General features: G+C 76.0%; 3 protein-coding genes. All 3 read left to right on the forward strand.

The annotated features are described in order from the left end of the window. On the forward strand, window positions 1-8,592 hold an 8,592-nt coding region (locus AB0B83_RS10835), incomplete at its 5' end, for an SDR family NAD(P)-dependent oxidoreductase (protein ID WP_357577969.1). 36 nt (window positions 8,593-8,628) lie between these two features. After that, the gene (locus AB0B83_RS10840) at window positions 8,629-13,629 is read left to right on the forward strand and encodes a type I polyketide synthase (RefSeq protein ID WP_357577970.1); all 5,001 of its coding nucleotides are present in this window, start codon (window positions 8,629-8,631) and stop codon (window positions 13,627-13,629) included. Window positions 13,630-13,678: 49 nt separating this feature from the next. Further along, window positions 13,679-23,185 carry a type I polyketide synthase gene (locus tag AB0B83_RS10845; protein ID WP_357577971.1) on the forward strand — a complete coding sequence of 3,169 codons (9,507 nt, stop codon included), beginning with the start codon at window positions 13,679-13,681 and terminating at the stop codon, window positions 23,183-23,185. Window positions 23,186-23,208 lie beyond the last annotated feature (23 nt).

Genomic DNA, 23,208 nt, shown 5'->3' on the forward strand with positions numbered 1-23,208 from the left:
CCGGCGCTGCCGATCGTGTCGAACGTGACCGGGGCGCTCGCCGACGCCGACGAGATCCGCACCGCCGACTACTGGGTGCGCCACGTCCGGCAGGCCGTCCGCTTCGCCGACGGGGTCGCCGCGCTGCGCGCCGCCGGGGCGGACACGTTCCTGGAGGTCGGGCCGCAGAGCGTACTGACCGCGATGGCGGCGGACATCCTGCCCGGCGACGACGGCGTGCTGGCCGTCGCCGTGCAGCGCAAGGACCGGCCCGCCGTGCACGGGCTGCTGGCCGGGCTGGCCGAGCTGCACGCGCACGGGGTGGCCGTCGACTGGCAGCCGTGGTTCGCCGACACCGGCGCGCGGCGGGTGGACCTGCCCACGTACGCGTTCCAGCACCAGCGCTACTGGCCCGAGGCGGGCGCCGGGTGGACCGGCGACGTCACCGCGTTCGGCCTGCGGCCCGCGCAGCACCCCCTGCTCGGGGCCGCCGTCGGCGTCGCGCACGCCGAGGGCTTCCTGTTCACCGGCCGGCTGGCCCGGCGTACCCACCCGTGGATCTCCGACCACGTCGTCTTCGACACCGTGCTGCTGCCCGGCACGGGCTTCGTCGAACTCGCCCTCCAGGCGGGCGCGCACGTCGGCGCGGACCACGTCCGCGAACTCACCCTGGAGTCGCCGCTGATCCTGCCGGAGACCGGGGGCGTCGACATCCAGCTCTGGATCGGCCCGGCGGACGAGACGGGCTGCCGGTCCGTGTCGCTGCACTCCGCCCAGGACGGCGAGCCGGCCGAGGGCGAGCGGGCCTGGACCCGCAACGCCAGCGGCGTGCTGGCCAGCGGCCCGGCCGTGCCGAGCGGCCCCGCCGGCTGGTCCGACCTGACCACCTGGCCCCCGCCAGGCGCGACCGAGGTCGGCACCGACGACCTCTACCTGAACCTCGCCGCCCAGGGCTACGACTACGGCCCGTCGTTCATCGCCCTGCGCTCCGCCTGGCGGCGCGGCGACGACCTCTTCGCCGAGCTGGCGCTGCCCGAGGCCCCCGCCGCCGAGGCCGGCGGGTACGGCCTGCACCCGGCCCTGCTCGACGCGGCGCTGCACACCCTCGGCCTGACCACGCCGGCCGGGGAGCCGTCCGGGGCGGACATGCCCCCGGGGTACGGCCGGCTGCCGTTCTCCTGGAACGACGTCGCCCTGCACGGCGCCGGCGCCGCGGCGGCCCGCGTCCGGGTCTCGCACACCGGCCCCGACAGCATCTCGCTGCTGCTCACCGACGTCACCGGCGCGCCCGTCATCTCCGTCGGCTCCCTGGTCCTGCGGCCGGTCTCCGCCGACCAGCTCCGCACCGCCTCCGGCGGCGGCGCCGAGTCGCTGTTCCGGGTGGAGTGGGCCCCGCTCGCGCTGCCCGCCGGCCCGTCCACCGTCGAATGGGCGGTCATCGGCGACGCGGCGGCGCTCACCGAAGCGGTCGCCGCCACCGGCACGACCGTGTCGGCGTACGCCGACCTGACCGCCCTGGCCACGGCGATGGACGACGGGACGGGCGCGCCCGGCGTGCTCGTCGTGCCGTTCCTCGACCCGCCCGCGTCGGCGGACGTGCCCGGGGCCGTCGCCGAGGTGACCCACCGGGCGCTCGCCGTGCTCCAGCAGTTCCTCGCCGAGGAGCGCTACGCGGACTCCCGGCTGGTGGTGCTGACCTCGGGCGCGGTCGCCACCGAATGGGACACCGACCTGACCGACCTGGCCGGCGCGGCCGTGATCGGCCTGCTCCGCTCCGCCCAGTCGGAGAACCCCGACCGGTTCGTGCTGGTCGACGTCGACGACGTTGCCGGCTGCGCCGCCGCGCTCGTCCCGGCCGTCGCCACCGACGAGCCGCAGGTCGTGATCCGCGCGGGCGTCGCCGCCGGCGCCCGGCTCACCCGGGTCCCCGCCCCGAGCGAGCCGCCGGCCGCCCCGTTCGACTCCGACGGCACCGTCCTGATCACCGGCGCCACCGGCACCCTCGGCCAGCTCATGAGCCGGCACCTGGTGGACACGTACGGTGTCCGGCACCTGATCCTCACCAGCCGGCGCGGCCGCGCCGCCGGGGGCGTCGCGGAGCTCTGCGCCGAGTTGGAGGCGCTCGACGTGAGCGTCACCGTCGCCGCCTGCGACGTCGCCGACCGCGCCGCCGTGGCCGAGCTGCTGGCCGGCATCCCGGTGGAGCACCCGCTCACCGCCGTCATCCACGCCGCCGGCGTCCGCGACGACGGCGTCATCTCCTCGCTCACCCCCGAGCGGATGGACGGCGTGCTGCGGCCCAAGGTCGACGCCGCCTGGCACCTGCACGAGCTGACCGCCGACCTCGGCCTGAAGGCGTTCGTCTCGTACTCCTCGCTCGCCGCCACCGCCGGCGGCCCGGGCCAGGGCAACTACGCCGCCGCGAACGCGTTCCTCGACGGGCTGGCCCAGCACCGCAAGGCGCGCGGCCTCGCCGCCCTCACCCTCGCCTGGGGCCTCTGGGCCGACCGCAGCGGCATGACCACCGAGCTGGACGACGTCCACCTCAACCGGATCTCCCGCTCCGGCGTCGCCGCCATGGAGGCCGAGGAGGGGCTCGCCCTCTTCGACGCGGCCTGCCGCACCACCGACGCCGCGCTCGTCCCGGCCCGGCTGGACCTCGCCGCGATGAAGGTGCAGTTCGCCGGCGGAAGCATCCCGCCGCTGTACCGGGCGCTGATCCGCACGCCCGCCCGCGCCGCCGCGGCCACCACCGGCGCCTCGCTGGTGCAGCAGCTCGCCGGGCTCGGCGACGCCGAGCGAGCCGCCGCGCTGGTCGAGATCGTCCGGGGCCAGGCCGCCGCCGTGCTCGGCTACCCCGACCCGGCGGCCATCGAGCCGCGCCGGGCGTTCAGCGAGTTCGGCTTCGACTCGCTCACCGCCGTCGAGATGCGCAACCGGCTCAACAACGCCTTCGGGATGCGGCTGCCGGCCACCCTCGTCTTCGACTACCCGACCCCGCACGACCTGGCGGGCTTCCTGGGTACGGAGATCGCCGGCACCCCGGTCCCCGTGCGACCCACGACGACCGCCGTGTCGGTCGGCGACGACGAGCCCCTCGCGATCATCGGCATGGCCTGCCGGCTGCCCGGCGGCGTGTGGTCGCCCGACGACCTGTGGCGGCTGGTGGTCGACGGCGTCGACGCGATCAGCGACCTGCCGACCGACCGGGGCTGGGACCTCGACAGCCTCTACAGCCCCGACCCGGACGCCCCCGGCACCTTCTACGCCCGCGGCGGCGGCTTCCTCAGCGGCGTCGACCGCTTCGACCCCGGCTTCTTCGGCATCTCGCCCCGCGAGGCCCTGGCCATGGACCCGCAGCAGCGGCTGCTGCTGGAGACCACCTGGGAGTCCTTCGAGTCCGCCGGCATCGACCCGACCGACGTACGGGGCAGCAGCACCGGCGTCTTCGTCGGCACCAGCGGCCAGGACTACGGCTCGCTGCTCGCGTACTCGCCGGAGGCCGCCGAGGGCTACATGCTGACGGGGATGACCAGCAGCGTCATCTCCGGCCGGGTGGCGTACACGTTCGGGCTGGAGGGGCCGGCGGTGTCGCTGGACACCGCCTGCTCCTCGTCGCTGGTCGCGCTGCACTGGGCCGGTCAGGCGCTGCGGCGCGGCGAGTGCGACATGGCCCTCGCCGGCGGCGTCATGGTGATGGCCACCCCGACCGCGTTCGTCGAGTTCTCCCGGCAGCGCGGCCTCGCGGCCGACGGCCGGTGCAAGTCGTTCGCCGCGTCCGCCGACGGCACCGGCTGGTCCGAGGGCGTCGGCATGCTGCTCGTGCAGCGGCTCTCCGACGCCCGCCGGCAGGGCCGCACCGTGTACGCGGTGGTGCGCGGCTCGGCGATCAACCAGGACGGCGCCTCCAACGGGCTGACCGCCCCGAACGGCCCCTCGCAGCAGCGGGTGATCCGCCAGGCCCTCGCGTCGGCCCGCCTGACGACCGCCGACGTGGACGTGGTCGAGGCGCACGGCACGGGCACCACCCTCGGCGACCCGATCGAGGCGCAGGCCCTGCTCGCCACGTACGGGCGGGAGCGGCCCGCCGACCGGCCGCTGCTGCTCGGCTCGATCAAGTCGAACATCGGCCACGCCCAGGCCGCCGCCGGTGTCGCCGGTGTGATCAAGATGGTGCAGGCCATCCGGCACGGCCTCGTCCCGGCGACGCTGCACGTGGACGAGCCGTCCCCGCACATCGACTGGACCTCCGGCGCGGTGGAGCTGGCGACGGAGTCGCGGCCGTGGCCGGCGGTGGACCGGCCGCGCCGGGCGGCGGTGTCGTCGTTCGGCATCTCCGGCACCAACGCCCACGTGATCATCGAGCAGGCCGACGAGCCGCAGGCCGTGGCCCCGGCCGAGCCCGGCCCCGGGCTCGTGACCTCCGACGCGGTGCTGTGGTCGCTGTCGGGGCGGTCGAAGGGCGCGCTGGCCGGTCAGGCGGCCCGCCTGGCGGAGTACGTGCGCGAGCGCGGCGACATCGACGCGGCGGCGGTGGGCTGGTCCCTTGCCGCCACCCGGTCGACGTTCGACCAGCGGGCCGCCGTGGTCGGGTCGAGCCTGGAGGAGTTGCTGGCGGGGCTGGACGCCCTGGCGTCGGGGGCGCCGGCCGGCAACGTCGTCGCCGGCACCGTCACGTCCCACGGCGCGGGCCCGGTGTTCGTGTTCCCGGGTCAGGGTGCGCAGTCGGCGCGGATGGCGGCCGGCCTCGTCAGTCGCACGCCGGTGTTCGACGCGCGGCTGGCGGAGTGCCAGCGGGCCCTGGCGCCGTACCTGGACGTCGATCTCGTGTCGGTGTTGACCGGCGAGGACGAGTCGTGGTTGGCGCGGGTCGAGGTCGTGCAGCCGGTGCTGTGGGCCGTCGGCATGGCGCTCGCGGCGGTGTGGCAGCACGCCGGTGTGACCCCGGCCGCGGTGGTCGGCCACTCGCAGGGCGAGATCGGTGCCGCGTGCGTGGCCGGGATCCTGTCGCTGGAGGACGCGGCGAAGGCCGTCGCGCTGCGGTCGCGGGCGCTGACGGTCCTGCGGGGCACCGGCACGATGGCGTCGATCGACCTCTCCGCCGACGCGGTCGCCGAGCGCCTCACTGCGTTCCCGGGCGTCGGGGTGGCGGCCGTCAACGGCCCGTCCACCGTCGTGGTGTCGGGTCCGCCGCAGCCGGTCGCCGACCTGGTGGAGTCCTGCCAGGCCGACGGGGTGCGGGCGCGGTTGATCCCCGTGGACTACGCGTCGCACTCGGCGGCGGTGCAGGAGGTCGCCGAGCAGTTGCGCGCCGACCTGGCCGACGTGACGCCGCAGCCGGGGCACACCCGGCTGGTGTCGACGCTGACGGGGGACTGGGTCGACCCGACGTCGATGACCGCCGCCTACTGGTACGACAACCTGCGGCAGACCGTCCAGTTCGACGCGGCCGTGCGGGTGGCCGTCGCCGCCGGGCACACCACGTTCGTCGAGATCAGCCCACACCCGGTGCTGACGATGCCGGTCACGGCGATCCTCGACGACGCCGGCGCGAGCGGGCACACCCTGGGCAGCCTGCGGCGCGGTGACGACGACGCGACGCGGCTGCTGACGAACCTCGCCACCGCCCACACGATCGGCCTGCCCGTCGACCTGGGCACGGTCCTCGCCGGGACCGACGTCGTGGCGCTGCCCACGTACGCCTTCGACCACCAGCGGTACTGGGTCGAGCCGCCGCTGCACCGGGCGCAGGACGTCAGCTCCGCCGGCCTCCAGGACGCCGGGCACCCGCTGCTCAGCGCCACGCTGACCTTCCCCGACAGCGAGCGGATGGTCTTCACCGGGCGGCTGTCGGTGCGTACCCACCCGTGGCTCGGCGAGCACCGGGTGATGGACAACATCCTGCTGCCCGGCACCGCCTTCGTCGAGCTGGCCACGTACGCCGGTGAGCAGGCCGGCTGCCCGACGGTGGAGGAGCTGACCCTCCTCGCCCCGCTCGTCCTGCCCGAACTCGGCGCGCTCCAGGTGCAGCTGATGGTCGGCGACCGGGACGACGACGGGCGGCGTACCGTCCAGCTCTACTCCCGGCCCTACCGGGACGGCTCCGACGAGATCCTGGCCGACGTCGCCTGGACCTGCCACGCCACCGGCCTACTCGGTCCGCAGCCGGCCGACGCCGCGCCCGCCTTCGACCTGGGGGTGTGGCCGCCGCCCGGCGCGACGCGCGTCGAGGCCGACGACTTCTACTCTGGCATCGAGGCCACCGTCTTCGGGTACGGCCCGGCGTTCCGTGGCCTGCGCGCCGCGTGGACCCGCGACGACGAGGTCTTCGCCGAGGTCGAACTGCCCGCCGACCACCACGCCGAGGCCGGCCGCTTCGGGGTGCACCCGGCGCTGCTGGACGGCGCGTTGCAGGCCATGTCGATCGGCGGCTTCCTCGGCCGGATGGGCGACGGCGCCGACGCCAGCGTGCCCCGCCTGCCGTTCGCCTGGACCGGGGTGTCGCTGCTCGCCGCCGGGGCCACCGCCCTGCGCGTACGCGTCGCCGCCGCCGGCGAGGTCGGCGTCTCCTTCCAGGTGGCCGACGCCACCGGCGCCCCGGTGCTGCACGTCGACTCGCTGATCATGCGCCGGGTCGCCGGCGACTCGCTCGGCGCGGCCCGCTCCGGCCGGCACGAGTCGCTGTTCCAGGTGGACTGGCCGGCGCTGCCGGTGCCCACCGGGCCCGTGCCGGCGGCCACCCGCTGGGTGGCGCTCGGCGACGACCTGGCGCTCAGCGCCGCCTGCGAGGCGGCCGGCGCCCGGGTGCGTACCGACGTCGGCCTCGACTCGCTGGGCGACCTGCTCGCCGGGGGTGAGCCGGCGCCCGAGGCGGTGATCGTGCCGATCGGCGACGCCGGGGACCCGACGGACCCGGCGCTGGCCGGGCAGGCGCGGGCCACCACGCACCGTACCCTCGCCGCGTTGCGGACCTGGCTCGCCGACGACCGGTTCGCCGAGTCCCGGCTGGTGCTGGTCACCCGCGACGCGGTCGCGGCGGGCGAGCAGCAGGTGGTCAACCTGCGCCAGGCCCCGGTCTGGGGTCTGCTGCGCACCGCCCAGCTCGAACACCCGGGCCGGTGCCAGCTCGTCGACCTCGACGACACCCCGGACAGCGCCACCGCGCTGGCCGCCGCGATCGCCTCCGGCGAGCCGCAGCTCGCCGTGCGGGCCGGGCAGGTGCGCACGCCACGGCTCGGGCGGGTCCCGGCCGGCGTGGAGCCGCTGCCCGGCGGGATCGACCCGGACGGCACCGTGCTGATCACCGGCGGCACGGGCGTGCTGGGCCGCATCCTGGCCCGCCACCTCGCCACCACCCACGGCGTGCGGCACCTGCTGCTGGCCGGGCGGCGCGGCGCGGCGGCCGAGGGGATCGACGACCTCGTCACCGAGCTCGCCGGCGCCGGTACGGAGGTGACCGTCGCGGCCTGCGACGCCGCCGACCCCGACGCCCTGTCGGCGCTGCTGGCCGGGGTGCCCGCGGCGCACCCGCTCACCGCCGTGGTGCACGCCGCCGGTGTCCTCGACGACGGCGTGCTGGAGTCGATGACGCCCGAACGGGTGGACGCGGTCGCCGTGCCGAAGATCGACGCGGCGTGGCACCTGCACCGCCTCACGGCCGACGCGAACCTCGCGGCCTTCGTCCTGTTCTCCTCGGCGGCGGCCACCCTGGGCAGCGCCGGCCAGTCCAACTACGCGGCGTCGAACGCCTTCCTCGACGCCCTCGCGGCGCACCGCCGGGCCCGCGGGCTCGCCGGCATCTCGCTCGCGTGGGGCCTCTGGGAGCAGGCCAGCGGCATGACCGGCCACCTCGGCGACGACGACGTGCGGCGGATGGCCGAGCAGGGCGCCGCCGGCCTCGCCACCGAGCAGGCGCTGAACCTCTTCGACGCCGCCTGGCGGCTCGATGCGGCGGCCGTCGTGCCGATGCGCCTGGACGTCGGGACGCTGCGGGGGCAGGCCGAGGCCGGCACCCTCGCGCCGATGCTCCGGGCCCTGGTCCGGGTGCCGCTGCGGCGCTCCGTCGACGCCACCGGGGCCCGCTCCGGCGGGGTGCAGCTCAGCCAGCGGCTCGCCGGCCTGGCCGGCCCGGAGCGGCTCAAGGTGGTGCTCGACGTGGTACGGGCGAACATCGCCGCCGTCCTCGGTCACGCCGGCGCCGACGCCGTCGACCCGAACCGGCTCTTCACCGACCTGGGCTTCGACTCGCTCACCGCCGTCGACCTGCGCAACCGGCTCAACGGCCTGTCCGGGCTGCGGCTGCCGGCGACGCTGGTCTTCGACTACCCGACGCCGACCGCGCTCGCCGAGAAGCTGACAAGCGAGATCGCCGCCGACGCGGCGCCCTCCACGCAGCCCCTCTTCCAGGGCATCGACACGGTGGAGAGCCTGCTCAACGCCATCCCGCTCGACCCGGCGGCCCGGGCCCGCTTCACGGCCCGGATGCAGGACCTGCTCGCCAAGGCGTCCGACCTGGCGGCCGGGCCCGCCGCCGAGCCGGACCGGCCCGACCTCGACTCGGCCAGCGACGACGAGATCTTCGACTTCATCAGCAAAGAGTTTGGAATCTCCTGAGATGACCAACCTTCCAATCGAGGCAGGTGCCCCCCGATGAGCGATGACAAGCTGCGGTACTTCCTCAAGCGGGTCACCGCCGACCTGCACGAGACCAAGCGCAAGCTGCAGACCGTCGAGGCGCGCGACCAGGAGCCCCTGGCCATCGTCTCGATGAGTTGCCGCTTCCCCGGTGGGGTCCGGTCGCCGGAAGCCCTGTGGGACCTCGTCGCCGACGGCCGGGACGCGCTCACCGAGTTCCCGGACGACCGGGGGTGGGACCTGGAGGCGCTCTACGACCCCGACCCGAACAAGCCGGGCAAGAGCTACACGCGCATCGGCGGGTTCCTCGACGGCGCCGGTGACTTCGACCCGTCGCTGTTCGGCATCTCGCCGCGTGAGGCCCTCGCCATGGACCCGCAGCAGCGGCTGCTGCTGGAGACGTCCTGGGAGGCCATCGAGCGGGCCGGCATCGACCCGCTGTCGCTGCGCGGCAGCTCCACCGGCGTCTTCGTCGGGCTGAGCACCTCGAACTACGGCATGGGTCTGCCGCACGTGCCCGAGGGCGTCGACATGTACATCGGCACCGGCAACACCACGAGCGTCGCGTCCGGCCGGATCTCGTTCACCCTCGGCCTCAACGGCCCCGCCGTCACCGTCGACACCGCCTGCTCCTCCTCGCTGGTGGCCCTGCACCTCGCCGTGAACGCGCTGCGCCGCGGCGAGTGCGACCTGGCCATCGCCGGTGGCGTCACCGTGATGGTCACCCCCGGCGTGTTCGTCGTCTTCTCCCGGCAGCGCGGCATGTCCGTCGACGGCCGGTGCAGGGCCTTCGCGGCCGGCGCGGACGGCACCGGCTGGGGCGAGGGCGGCGGCGTGCTCGTCGTGGAGCGGCTGGCCGACGCCGAGCGCAACGGCCACCCGATCCTCGCCGTGATCCGGGGCAGCGCCCTCAACCAGGACGGCGCGTCCAACGGGCTCACCGCCCCGAACGGCCCCTCCCAGCAGCGGGTCATCCGGCAGGCCCTCGCGAACGCCCGGCTCGGCACCGCCGACGTCGACATGGTCGAGGCGCACGGCACCGGCACCACCCTCGGCGACCCCATCGAGGCGCAGGCGCTCATCGCCACGTACGGGCAGGACCGGCCCGCCGACCGGCCGCTGTGGCTGGGCTCGGTGAAGTCGAACATCGGCCACACCCAGAGCGCCGCCGGCGTCGCCGGGCTGGTCAAGATGGTGATGGCGCTGCGCAACGGCGTCATGCCGGAGACCCTGCACGTCGACGAGCCCTCCCCGCACGTGGACTGGACCGCCGGGGCGGTGTCCCTGCTCACCGAGTCCAAGCCGTGGCCGGAGCTGGACCGCCCCCGCCGCGGCGGCGTCTCCTCGTTCGGCGTGAGCGGCACCAACGCGCACGTGATCCTGGAGGAGTACCGGCCGCGCGTCGCCGAACCGGCGTCCGTGGACGGCGGCGAGGCCGTCGAGGCCACCGCCGTCGCGCCCGCGCGACGCCCCGGCCTGGTCGGCTCGGACGTGACCCTCTGGCCGGTGTCGGCCCGGTCGCGCTCCGCCCTCGCCGGGCAGGCCGCCCGGCTCGCGCGGCACGTGCGCGAGCACGGCGACCTCGCCCCGGCGGCGGTCGGCTGGTCGCTGGCCACCACCCGCTCGACGTTCGACCACCGCGCTGCCGTGGTCGGCCTCGGCACCGACGAGCTGCTCGCCGGGCTGGACGCCCTCGCCGCCGGCCACCCGGCCGGCAACCTCGTCACCGGTACGGTCACCAGCGCCGGTGCCGGCCCTGTCTTCGTCTTCCCGGGCCAGGGCGCGCAGTCGGCGCGGATGGCCGCCGGCCTCGTCGGCCGGACGCCGGTGTTCGACGCGAAGCTGGCCGAGTGCCAGCGGGCCCTCGCCCCGTACCTGGACGTGGACCTCGTGTCGGTGCTGACCGGCGACGACGAGTCGTGGCTGGAGCGGGTCGAGGTCGTGCAGCCCGTGCTGTGGGCCGTCGGCATCGCCCTCGCGGCCGTGTGGCGCGCGGCGGGCGTCGTCCCGGACGCGGTCGTCGGCCACTCGCAGGGCGAGATCGGCGCGGCGTGCGTGGCGGGCATCCTGAGCCTGGACGACGCCGCGAGGACCGTGGCGCTGCGCTCCCGCGCCCTGGCGGTGCTGCGCGGCACCGGCACGATGGCGTCGGTGGACCTGTCGGCTGACGCGGTCGCCGAGCGCCTGCCGGCGTTCCCGGGCGTCGGTGTCGCGGCGGTCAACGGCCCGTCCACCGTCGTGGTCTCCGGCCCGCCGCAGCCCGTCGCCGACCTCGTCGCGGCGTGCCAGGCCGAGGGCCTGCGCGCCCGGCTCATCCCCGTGGACTACGCCTCCCACTCCGAGGCCGTGCAGCAGGTCGCCGAGCAGTTGCGCGCGGACCTGGCCGACGTCACCCCGCAGGCCGGCCACACCCGCCTGGTCTCCACGCTCACCGGGGACTGGGTCGACCCGGCCTCGATGACCGCGGACTACTGGTACGACAACCTGCGCCGCACCGTGCGGTTCGACGCCGCCGTCCGGACGGCGATCGCCGCCGGGCACACCACGTTCGTGGAGATCAGCCCGCACCCGGTGCTGACGATGCCGGTGACGGCGATCCTCGACGACACCGGCGTCACCGGGCATACGCTGGGCAGCCTGCGCCGCGGCGACGACGACGCGACCCGGCTGCTGGCCAACCTCGCCACCGCGTACGCCATCGGCCTGCCCGTCGACCTCGCGAACGTCCTCGCCGAGACCGAGGTGGCGCCGCTGCCCACGTACGCCTTCGACCACCAGCGGTTCTGGCTGGACGGCAGCGGCGGCCCCGACCTGCAGAGCCTGCTCCAGGGCGCGGCCGGCGGCGACCCCAGCGACACGAGCTTCTGGGCGGCCGTGGAACGCGGGGACGTCACCGCCCTCGCCGAGACCATCGCCACCGAGGACACCCCGGCCCACGAGGTCCTCGACGCGCTGCTGCCGGCCCTGCCGCTGCTCACCTCCTGGCGCCGGCAGCGGCGCCGCCAGTCCGACATCGACAGCTGGCGCTACCAGGACACCTGGAAGCCGCTGACCGGCGTCACCAACCGGGGCATGAGCGGCACCTGGGTCGTCGTGCTGCCCACCGGCGACATCATCGAGCCCTGGCAGGACGCCTGCGTCGACGCGTTCGCGGCGGCCGGCGCGACGCTCGTCCCGGTGCCCGTCTCCACCCCCGACGTCGACCGCGACCAGTTCGGCAAGCTGCTTCAGGAGGCGCTCGCCGCCGCGCCGGGTGGCGCCGACGCCGCCGCCGAGGTGACCGGCGTGGTCTCGCTGCTCGCCTTCGACGAGCTGGCCCACCCGCTGCACCCGTCGGTGCCCGGCGGCTTCGCCGCCACCGTCGCGCTCTTCCAGGCCCTCGGCGACCTCGGCCTGCGCGCCCCGATGTGGAGCGTCACCTCCGGCGCCGCGTCCGTCGGCATGGCCGACCTGCTGCGCTCCCCGGTGCAGTCGCTGGTCTGGGGCTTCGGCCGGGTCGCCGCGCTGGAGCACCCGCAGCGCTGGGGCGGTCTCGTGGACCTGCCGGAGGCCGTCGACGAGCGCTGCGCCGACCTGCTGGTCGCGGCCCTCACCGCCGCCGGTGAGGAGGACCAGATCGCGGTACGCCCCGGCGGACTGCTCGCCCGCCGGCTCACCCGGGTCCCGCTCGGCGAGAGCCAGCCCGCGAACCCGTGGCAGCCGTACGGCACGGCGCTGGTCACCGGCGGCACGGGCGCGCTCGGCGGGCACGCCGCCCGCTGGCTGGCCCGCAGCGGCGTGGAGAACATCGTGGTCGTCAGCCGGCGGGGTATGGCCGCGCCGGGCGCGCAGCAGCTCGTCGACGACCTCACCGAGCTGGGCGCCCAGGCCACCGTCGTCGAGTGCGACGCCTCCGACCGGGACGCGCTGGCCGACCTGATCGACGCGATCCCCGTCGAGTACCCGCTCACCACTGTCGTGCACGCCTCCGCCGTGCTCGACGACGCCATGATCAACGACATCCGGCCGGAGCAGATCGAGCGGGTGCTCCAGGCCAAGGTCGACGTCGCGTACAACCTGCACGAGCTGACCCTCGACCACGAGCTGTCGGCGTTCATCATGTTCTCGTCCTTCGCCGGCAGCGTGGCCAGCTCCGGCGTCGGCAACTACGCCCCGAGCAACGCGTTCCTCGACGCCCTCGCCCAGCACCGGCGTGGCCTCGGCCTGACCGCCACCTCCATCGCCTGGGGGGCGTGGGCCGGCGGCGGCATGGCCGACGGGCCGCTCGGCGAGCTGCTGCACCGCCACGGCGTGCCCGAGATGACCCCCGAGGCGGCCATCGCCGCGCTGCACCAGGCCGTGGACCACGGCGAGGCGTTCCTGACCATCGCCGACATCGCCTGGGAACGGTTCTCCGTCGCCTTCACCGCCACCCGGCCCGGCCCGCTGATCAGCGACCTGCCGGACGTGCGGCGCCTCGTCACTGCCGAGCAGGTGGCCAGCGTGGAGGCCGGCGACGGCCCGGAGACGTTGCAGGACCGGCTCGCCGGCCTGCCCGCCGCCGAGCGGCTCGCCGTGCTGCTCGGCCTGGTCCGCAACCAGGTCGCCGCCGTGCTCAACTACCCGTCCGCCGAGTCGGTGGACGAGCACCGGGCGTTCCGGGAGCTGGGCTTCGACTCCGTCACCGCCGTCGAGCTGCGCAACCGGCTCGGCTCGGCCACCGGCGTGGCCCTGCCGGTCACCCTGGTCTTCGACTACCCGACCCCGACGACCCTGGCGGAGTACCTCTTCGCCGAGGTCGCCCACGACGACGTGGTCACCCCGACCGCCCTCCTCGACGATCTGGACCGGATCGCCGACAGCCTCGACGTGGTGGCGCGGGACGAGGCGGCCCGGGTGCGTGCCACCGTACGCCTGCAGGCGATGCTGTCCCGGCTCGCCCAGGACAGCGGTGGCGCCGACATCGGCCGGCACCTCGACGACGCCACCGACGACGAGTTGTTCGCGATGGTCGACAAGGACCTCGGCATCTCCTGACCTTCCAGCTCCAGCTCTCTCCCGTCCCTTTCGAGGAAGCGGCACTCCGATGGCCAACGAAGACAAGCTCCGCGACTACCTCAAGCGGGTCATGGCTGATCTCCACGACACCCGCCGCCGGCTCAGTGAGGCACAGTCCCAGGAACTGGAGCCGGTGGCGATCGTGGCGATGAGCTGCCGGTTGCCGGGCGGGGTGCGCAACCCCGACGACCTGTGGGAGCTGTTGCGGGACGGCCGGGACGCGGTCACCCCCTTCCCCGACGACCGGGGCTGGGACCTGGAGCGCCTCTACCACCCCGACCCCGACCACCCGGGCACCTCGTACGCCCGGGAGGGCGGGTTCGTCGACGGGGCCGGGGACTTCGACTCCGCCTTCTTCGGCATCTCGCCCCGCGAGGCGCTGACCATGGACCCCCAGCAGCGGTTGCTGCTGGAGACGTCCTGGGAGGCGGTCGAGGCCGCCGGGATCGACCCGGCCTCGCTGCGCGGCAGCCGGACCGGTGTGTTCGTCGGCACCAACGGGCAGGACTACGGGACCCTGCTGATGATGTCGCCCGACGGCGACGAGGGGCACTCGATGACCGGGGGCGCGGCGGCCGTCGCGTCGGGCCGGGTGTCGTACACCCTCGGGCTCGAAGGGCCGGCCGTCTCCATCGACACGGCCTGCTCGTCGTCGCTTGTGGCACTGCACCTCGCGGTGCAGGCGCTGCGGGCGGGGGAGTGCGACCTGGCGCTGGCCGGCGGCGTGACCCTGATGGCCACCCCGGGCCTCTACATCGGATCCAGCCGGCAGCGCGCCCTCTCCACGGACGGGCGGTGCAGGTCGTTCGCCGCCAGCGCCGACGGCGCCGGGTTCTCCGAGGGCGTCGGCTGGCTGCTGGTCGAGCGGCTGTCGGACGCCCGTCGCAACGGACACCACGTCCTCGCGGTGGTCCGCGGCACGGCCGTCAACCAGGACGGCGCGTCGAACGGGCTGACCGCCCCGAACGGGCCGGCGCAGCAGCGGGTGATCAGCCAGGCCCTCGCCTCCGCCCGGCTCTCCACCGCCGACGTCGACGTCGTGGAGGCGCACGGCACCGGCACCAAGCTGGGCGACCCGATCGAGGCGCAGGCGCTCATCGCCACGTACGGGCAGGACCGGGGGGACGCCCCGCCGCTGCTGCTCGGCTCGGTGAAGTCGAACATCGGCCACGCCCAGGCCGCCGCCGGCGTGGCCGGGGTGATCAAGCTGGTGCTCGCCATCCGGCACGGCGTCGTCCCGGCGACGCTGCACGTCGACGCCCCGTCCCCGCACATCGACTGGACGGCCGGCGCGGTGGAACTGGCCACCGAGGCCCGGCCGTGGCCCGAGACGGGCCGGGCGCGGCGGGGTGCCGTCTCCTCGTTCGGCATCTCCGGCACCAACGCCCACGTGATCATCGAGCAGCCGGACGAGTCGGCCGAGGAGCGCCGCGCCGAATCCGCCCCCGGGCTGGTCGCGGCCGACGCGCTCCTCTGGCCGGTGTCGGCCCGGTCGAAGGCCGCCCTGGCCGGGCAGGCCGCGCGGCTCGCGTCGCACCTGCGCCAGCGCGACGGGCTGGAGCCGGCCGCGGTGGGCTGGTCCCTGGCGGCCACCCGGTCGACGTTCGACCACCGCGCCGCCGTGGTCGGCTCGACCGCCGACGAGCTGCTGGCGGGGCTGGACGCGGTCGCGGCCGGCCTGCCCGCCGGGAACGTCGTCAGCGGTGTGGCGTCGGGCCCCGGCGCGGGCCCGGTGTTCGTCTTCCCCGGTCAGGGCGCGCAGTCGGCGCGGATGGCCGCCGGCCTGGTGGGCCGGACGCCGGTGTTCGACGCGAAGCTCGCCGAGTGCCAGCGGGCCCTCGACCCGTATCTCGCCGTCGACGTGGTGTCGGTGTTGACCGGCGACGACGAGTCGTGGCTGGAGCGGGTCGAGGTCGTGCAGCCGGTGCTGTGGGCCGTCGGCATGGCGCTCGCCGCCGTGTGGCAGCACGCCGGGGTCACCCCGGCCGCGGTGATCGGCCACTCGCAGGGCGAGATCGGCGCGGCCTGCGTCGCCGGCATCCTCAGCCTCGAGGACGCCGCGAAGGCGGTGGCGCTGCGTTCCCGCGCCCTGACCGTGCTGCGCGGCACCGGCACGATGGCGTCGGTGGACCTGTCGGCCGACGCGGTCGCCGAGCGGCTGCCGGCCTTCCCCGGCGTCGGGGTGGCGGCGGTCAACGGCCCGTCCACCGTCGTGGTCTCCGGCCCGCCGCAGCACGTCGCCGACCTGGTGCAGGCGTGCCAGGCCGAGGGGGTCCGGGCCCGGTTGATCCCCGTGGACTACGCGTCGCACTCGCCCGCCGTGCAGGAGGTCGCCGAGCAGTTGCGCGCCGACCTGGCCGACGTGACGCCGCAGGTCGGCCACACCCGCCTGGTCTCCACCCTCACCGGGGACTGGGCCGACCCGATCTCCATGGGCGCGGACTACTGGTACGACAACCTGCGCCGGACGGTGCTCTTCGACACGGCGGTGCGGGTGGCCGTCGCCGCCGGGCACACCACGTTCGTGGAGATCAGCCCGCACCCGGTGCTGACGATGCCGGTCACGGCGATCCTCGACGACACCGGAGTCACCGGCCACACCCTGGGCAGCCTGCGCCGCGACGACGACGACGCGACCCGGCTGCTGACCAACCTCGCCGCGGCGCACGCCATCGGCCTGCCCGTCGACCTGACGAAGGTCCTCCCCGCCGCGCCCACCGTCGACCTGCCCACGTACGCCTTCGACCACCACCGGTACTGGCCCGCTCCGCCGGCCTTCCTCGCCGCGCCCGACGGCGAGCCGGACCTCGACCGGTGGCGCTACCGGGTCACCTGGCAGGCCGTGCCCGACCTGCCGCTGACCTGGCTCGCCGGCACCTGGCTCGTCCCGGTGCCCGCGGCGCTGGCCGGGGACCCCCTGGTCGCCGACGTGCTGTCGGCGCTCGGCAACTTCGGCGCGGACGTCGTACCCGTGGAACTGGACGCCACCGACGACCCGGCGGCGCTGGCCGAACCGCTGCGCGCCGCGCTCGCCGGCCCGGACGGACCCGTCGCCGTGCTCTCCCTGCTGGGCCTCGACGAGCGGGCGCACCCGGAGCACCCGGCGACCTCGCTGGCAGTCTCGGGCACCGCCCTGCTGGTGCAGGCGCTCGGGACGCTCGGCGTCGAGGCGCCGCTGTGGTGCGCGACCCGGGGAGCCGTCGCGGTCAGCGCCGACGACCCGGCGCCGAGCCCCGTCGCCGCCGCCGTCTGGGGGCTCGGCCGCGCGGTCGCCCTCGAACACCCCGCCCGCTGGGGCGGCCTGCTCGACCTGCCGCACACCCTCGACGCGCAGGCCGGCGCCCTGCTCTGCGCGGCGCTCGGCGCCGGCGGCGAGGACCAGTTCGGCGGTGGCGCCGACCAGTTCGGCGACGACGACGGCGCGGAGCAGTTCGGCGGCGACGAGGACCAGCTCGCCGTGCGCGAGTCCGGGGTCTTCGTCCGCCGGCTCACCCGGCTCACCGAGCCCGAGCCGGCCGCGTCCGGCGACGCCGTCGACGACACCTGGCGGATGCGCGGCACCGTGCTGATCACCGGCGGCACCGGCGGGCTGGGCGGGCACCTGGCCCGCTGGGCGGCCCGCTCCGGCGCCGCGCACGTCCTGCTGGCCAGCCGGCGCGGCCCGGACGCCCCGGGCGCCGCCGAACTGGAGGCGGAGCTGACCGACCTCGGCGTACGGGTCACCGTGGCCCGCTGCGACGTCGCCGACCGGGCGCAGGTGGCCGACCTGCTGGCCGCCGTCCCCGCCGACGCCCCGGTGACCGCCGTGCTGCACACCGCCGCCGTCCTCGACGACGGGATCGTCGACACCGTCACCCCGCAGCGCCTGCACACCGTCGCCGCGCCCAAGTGCGCAGCCGCCGTCCACCTGGACGAGCTGACCCGCGACCGCGACCTCGACGCCTTCGTGCTGTTCTCCTCGGTCGCCGGCACCACCGGCAACGCCGGGCAGGGCGCGTACGGGGCGGCGAACGCGTTCCTCGACGCCCTCGCCGAGCGGCGCCGGGCCGAGGGCCTGCCCGCCCTCTCGGTGGCCTGGGGCGCGTGGAGCGGGGCCGGCCTGCCCGCCGACAACGAACGCGCCCAGCAGCGGCTGCGCCGGGGCGGCATGCTCGGCATGGACCCGGACCTGGCCGTCGAGGCCCTCGCCCGGGCGCTGCGGCGCGGCGAGACCACGACCCTGATCGCCGACATCGACTGGGCCCGCTTCGCCCCCGCGTTCACCCTGGTCCGGCCCAGCCCGCTGATCGGCGACCTCGAAGAGGTGCGCGAGGCGACGCGGCCGGCCCCGCAGGAGGCCGCCGAGGAGGCGACGGACGTACCGTCCGCCCTGGCGCGGCGGCTCGCCGGGCTCGCCGCGACGGAGCGCGCCGCGACGCTGCTGGAGCTGGTCCGCCAGTGCGCGGCGACCGCGCTCGGCTACGGCGCGGCCGACGACATCCCGGCCACCCTGCCCTTCCGCGACCTCGGCCTGGACTCGCTGACCGCCGTGGACATGCGCAACTTCCTGGCCACCGCCACCGACCTGCGGCTGCCCGCGACGCTCGCCTTCGACTACCCGAACCCGACGGCGCTCGCCGCGCACCTCGACGAACTGCTCACCGGGGCCGCCCCGGACGTGGCCACCCCCGCCCCGGCCGCACCGGTCGACGACGACGAGCCGATCGCCATCGTGGCGATGAGCTGCCGCCTGCCCGGCGGTGCGGACACCCCGGAGCAGCTGTGGCAGCTCCTCGCCGCCGGCGGCGACGCGATCGGCGAGTTCCCCACCGACCGGGGCTGGGACCTCGACCGGCTCTTCGACTCCGACCCGGAGAAGGAGGGCACCAGCTACGCCCGCGAGGGCGGATTCGTCACCGGGGCCGCCGACTTCGACGCCGGTTTCTTCGGCATCAGCCCCCGCGAGGCCCTGGCCATGGACCCGCAGCAGCGGCTCCTGCTGGAGGCGTCCTGGGAGGCGATCGAGCGGGCCGGGATCGACCCGCACGCGCTGCGCGGCAGCCCCACCGGCGTCTTCGTCGGCACCAACTACCAGGACTACCGGAACCTGATGTTCAGCGCCGAGGGCGCCGAGGGGCACCTGATGACCGGCAACGCCGGCAGCGTGCTCTCCGGCCGGGTGTCGTACACCCTCGGGCTGGAGGGGCCCGCCGTCTCGGTCGACACCGCCTGCTCGTCGTCGCTGGTCGCGCTGCACTGGGCCTGCCAGGCGCTGCGCCGCTCGGAGTGCTCCCTCGCCCTCGTCGGCGGCGTCACCGTCATGTCCACCCCCGGGGTGTTCGTCGGCTTCAGCCGGCAGCGGGGGCTCGCCCCGGACAGCCGGGTCAAGGCGTTCGCCTCCGCCGCCGACGGCACCAGCTGGGGCGAGGGCCTCGGCCTGCTGCTCGTCGAGCGGCTCTCCGACGCCCGCCGCAACGGCCACCCCGTGCTCGCCGTGATCAAGGGCAGCGCGGTCAACCAGGACGGCGCCTCCAACGGCCTGACCGCCCCGAACGGGCCGTCGCAGCAGCGGGTGATCCGGCAGGCGCTCGCCAACGCCGGCCTCACCCCGGCCGACGTGGACGCCGTCGAGGCGCACGGCACCGGCACCAAGCTCGGCGACCCGATCGAGGCGCAGGCCCTGCTCGCCACGTACGGCCAGCGGCCCGCCGACCAGCCGCTCTGGCTCGGCTCGATCAAGTCCAACATCGGGCACACGCAGGCCGCCGCCGGCGTCGCCGGGATCATCAAGATGGTGCTGGCACTGCGGCACGGCTACCTGCCGCAGACCCTGCACGTCGACGAGCCGACCGACCAGGTGGACTGGTCCGTCGGCGCGGTCGAGCTGCTCGGCGAGGGCCGCCCGTGGCCGGTCACCGACCACCCGCGCCGCGCGGCCGTCTCCTCGTTCGGCATCAGCGGCACCAACGCGCACACCATCCTGGAGCAGGCCCCGGAGCCGTCCGTCGTCGAGCCGCCGACCGGGGAGCCGGCCGGGCTGCCGGTGGTGCCGGTGCTGCTGTCGGGACGTACGGCGGTCGCGTTGGCCGCCCAGGCGGACCGCTGGGCCGAGCAGCTCACCGGGCTGGAGGCCCCCCGGACGGTCGACGTGGGCTGGTCGTCGGCGGTCTCCCGGGCCACCCTGGAGCACCGGGCCGTCGTGCTGGCCACCGACCGGATCGCGCTGGGCGCCGGGCTGCGCGCCCTCGGCGCCGGTGAGGACTCGCCGCTGGTGGTCACCGGCGTGGCCGCGTCCCGGCCGAAGGTGGCGTACCTGTTCTCCGGGCAGGGGGCGCAGCGGGCCGGGATGGGTCGCGAGCTGGCCGAGGCGTTCCCGGTCTTCGCCGCCGCGCTCGACGAGGCCTGCGCCGCACTCGACCCGCACCTGCCCCGCCCGCTGAAGCCGCTGCTCTTCGCCGAGCCCGACACCGGAGAGGCCGAGGCGCTGGACCGGACCGAGTTCACCCAGCCGGCGCTCTTCGCCGTGGAGGTGGCGCTGTTCCGGCTGTTCGAGGCGTGGGGGGTGCGCCCCGACGCGGTCGCCGGGCACTCCATCGGCGAGTTCGCCGCCGCCCACGCCGCCGGGGTGCTTTCCCTGGCCGACGCCGCCGAGCTGGTCGCCGCCCGGGGCCGGCTGATGCAGGCGCTGCCGGCCGGCGGGGCGATGCTCGCCATCGCCGCCACCGAGGCCGAGGTGACCGCCGGGCTCGGCGACCGCGCCGACCGGGTCTCCGTCGCCGCCGTCAACGGTCCCGCCGCCGTCGTGGTGTCCGGGGCCGGCGACGCCGTCGAGGAGCTGGCCGCCGAGTGGACCGCGCGGGGCGTCCGGATCCGGCGGCTGACGGTCAGCCACGCGTTCCACAGCCCGCTGATGGAACCGGTGCTCGACGACCTCGCCGCCGTCGCCGGGCGGCTGCGGTACCAGGACCCGACCATCCCGATGATCTCCACCGTCACCGGCGCGCCGGTCGACGCGGCGGAGATCGGCACGCCGGAGTACTGGGTGCGGCACGCCCGCGACGCCGTGCGCTTCGCCGACGCCGTCGCGGCGCTGCGGGAGCGCAACGTCACCGGCTACGTCGAGATCGGCCCGGACGGGGTGCTCACCGCCCTCGCCCAGGCCGTCCTGGCCGGGGACGCCCCGACCGGCGGCCGGGCCCCGCTGGTCGTGCCCGCCCTGCGCCGGGACCGCCCCGAGCCGACCACCCTGCTGCGGGCGGTCGCCGCGCTGCACACCCACGGCGTCTCCCCGGACTGGTTCGCCCTCTACGCGGGCACCGGCGCGCAGCGCGTCGACCTGCCCACCTACACGTTCGACCGGCAGCGCTACTGGCCGGAGCCGCCGCCGTGGGCCAGCCTGGCGGCCGAGGACGACCGCACCGACGTCGAGCGTCGCTTCTGGGCGGCCGTCGAGGCCGAGGACCTCGAGTCGCTGGCCCGCGACCTGGACGTCGACCGCGACCAGCCGTTCGGGACGGTGCTGCCCGCGCTCTCCGCCTGGCGGCGGCGCGGCCGGGAACGGTCCCTGGTCGACGGCAGCCGGTACCGGGTCGTCTGGGAGCCCATCGAGGAGACCCCGCAGGAGCAGGACCCCGGCCGCTGGCTGGTGCTGCTGCCCGCCGACCGGGCCGACGACCCCGACCTGAACTCCTGCACCTGGGCCCTGGGCACCGACGTGACGATCGTGCCCGTGGACACCGGCGCCGACCCCGACGAGCTGTGCGGCGGGTTCGCCGACGTGCTCACCGAGGCACTCGGCGAGGACGGGGGGCCGCTGTCGATCCTCTCCTTCCTCGGCCTGGACGACGCCCCGCACGCCGAGCACCCGGCGCTGCCGCGTGGCCTCGCCGCGACCGTGCACCTGCTCCAGCAGCTCGTCGACCTCGACGCCCCGGCCCGGCTCTGGTCCGTGACCCAGGGTGCCGTCGGGGTCGGCGACGGCGACGTCCCGGCCAACCCGCGGCAGGCGATGCTGTGGGGCCTCGGCCGGGTGGCCGCGCTGGAACAGCCCGCCCGCTGGGCCGGTCTGGTCGACCTGCCCACCGACCTCGAGCCCTGGACGGCGATGCGGCTCGGCGGCATCCTCACCGGCGGCGGCGTGGAGGACCAACTCGCCGTCCGCGAGTCCGGGGTGCTGGTGCGGCGGCTCGTCCCGGCCGTCACCGACGGGGAGCCCGCGCCGTGGCAGCCCCGGGGCACCGTCCTGATCACCGGCGGCACCGGCGCGCTCGGCGGGCACGTGGCCCGCTGGGTGGCCGGCGCCGGCGCGGAACGGGTGGTGCTGACCAGCCGGCGCGGCACCGACACCCCCGGCGCCGCCGAGCTGCTCGCCGAGCTGACCGGCCTCGGGGTGGACTGCCGGGTCGCCCGCTGCGACGCCGCCGACCGGAACGCGGTGGCCGAGCTCCTGGCCGACCTCGGGCGGGAGGGACCGCCGCTGCGCGCGGTGGTGCACGCCGCGGGCGTCAGCGAGGTGGTGCCGCTGGCCGACACCACCCTGGAGGACCTGGCGTACGTCATCGCCCCGAAGCTGTCCGGCGCCGAGCACCTCGACGAGCTGCTCGACGGCGTCGACCTGGACGCGTTCGTGCTCTTCTCGTCCATCTCGGCGGTGTGGGGCAGCGGCGGGCAGGGCGCGTACGCGGCCGGCAACGCCTACCTGGACGCGCTCGCCGAGCGACGCCGCGGCCGGGGCCTGGCGGCCACCTCCGTCGCCTGGGGGCCGTGGACCGAGTCCGGCATGTACACCGAGGGGGCGGCGGAGCAGCTGCTCCGCCGCGGCCTGCGGGTGATGCCGCCCGGCGTGGCGATGGCCGGGCTGCGACACGCCCTGGCCGCCGGCGACACCTGCGTCACCGTCGCCGACGTCGACTGGGCCACCTTCGCGCCGCTGTTCACCTCGCTGCGGCCCAGCCCGCTGCTGGCCGACCTGCCGGCCGTACGCGAGCTGGCCGTCACCCCCGCCGACGCGCCGGACGCCACCGCGCCCGTCGCGCGGGACCTGCTCGCCGAATTGCGGGCGTTGCCCGGCGACGAGCGGCGGGCCGCGCTGCTGGAGATGGTGCGCGTCGACGCGGCGAAGGTGCTCGGCCACTCCTCCGGCGACGTGATCGAGACGGACCGGGGCTTCCTGGACCTCGGCTTCGACTCGCTCACCGCCGTGGAGCTGCGCAACCTGCTCACCGCGGCCACCGGGCACGACCTGCCCACCACTGTCGTCTTCGACTACCCGACGCCGGCCGGGCTGGCCGACCACCTGTACGAGGAGCTCTTCGCCGACGGCGACGGGGAGTTCGGCGAGGACGGCGACGAGGAGTCGGTCCGCCGGGCCCTCGCCGCGATCCCGCTGGACGAGCTGCGGCGGACGGGTCTGCTCGACCAGCTGCTCCAGCTGGCCCGCACGAGCGCCGGTCCGCCGGCCGTGGCGTCCGCCGCCCCGGCCGCGCCCGAGGCGCAGATCCACGAACTCGACGTCGCCGGCCTGGTCCGGATGGCCCTGGAAGGCTCCGACTCGTGACCCGGCCGGCCCTGAGGAGCCCC

This window comes from Micromonospora sp. NPDC049060, assembly GCF_040649055.1.
GTDB classification, from domain to species: domain Bacteria; phylum Actinomycetota; class Actinomycetes; order Mycobacteriales; family Micromonosporaceae; genus Micromonospora; species Micromonospora reichwaldensis.

Excerpts from the sequence above, each read along its gene's own strand:
- AB0B83_RS10840 (WP_357577970.1), top strand. The coding sequence starts at position 8,629 with ATGAGCGATGACAAGCTGCGGTACTTCCTCAAGCGGGTCACCGCCGAC.
- AB0B83_RS10845 (WP_357577971.1), top strand. The coding sequence starts at position 13,679 with ATGGCCAACGAAGACAAGCTCCGCGACTACCTCAAGCGGGTCATGGCT.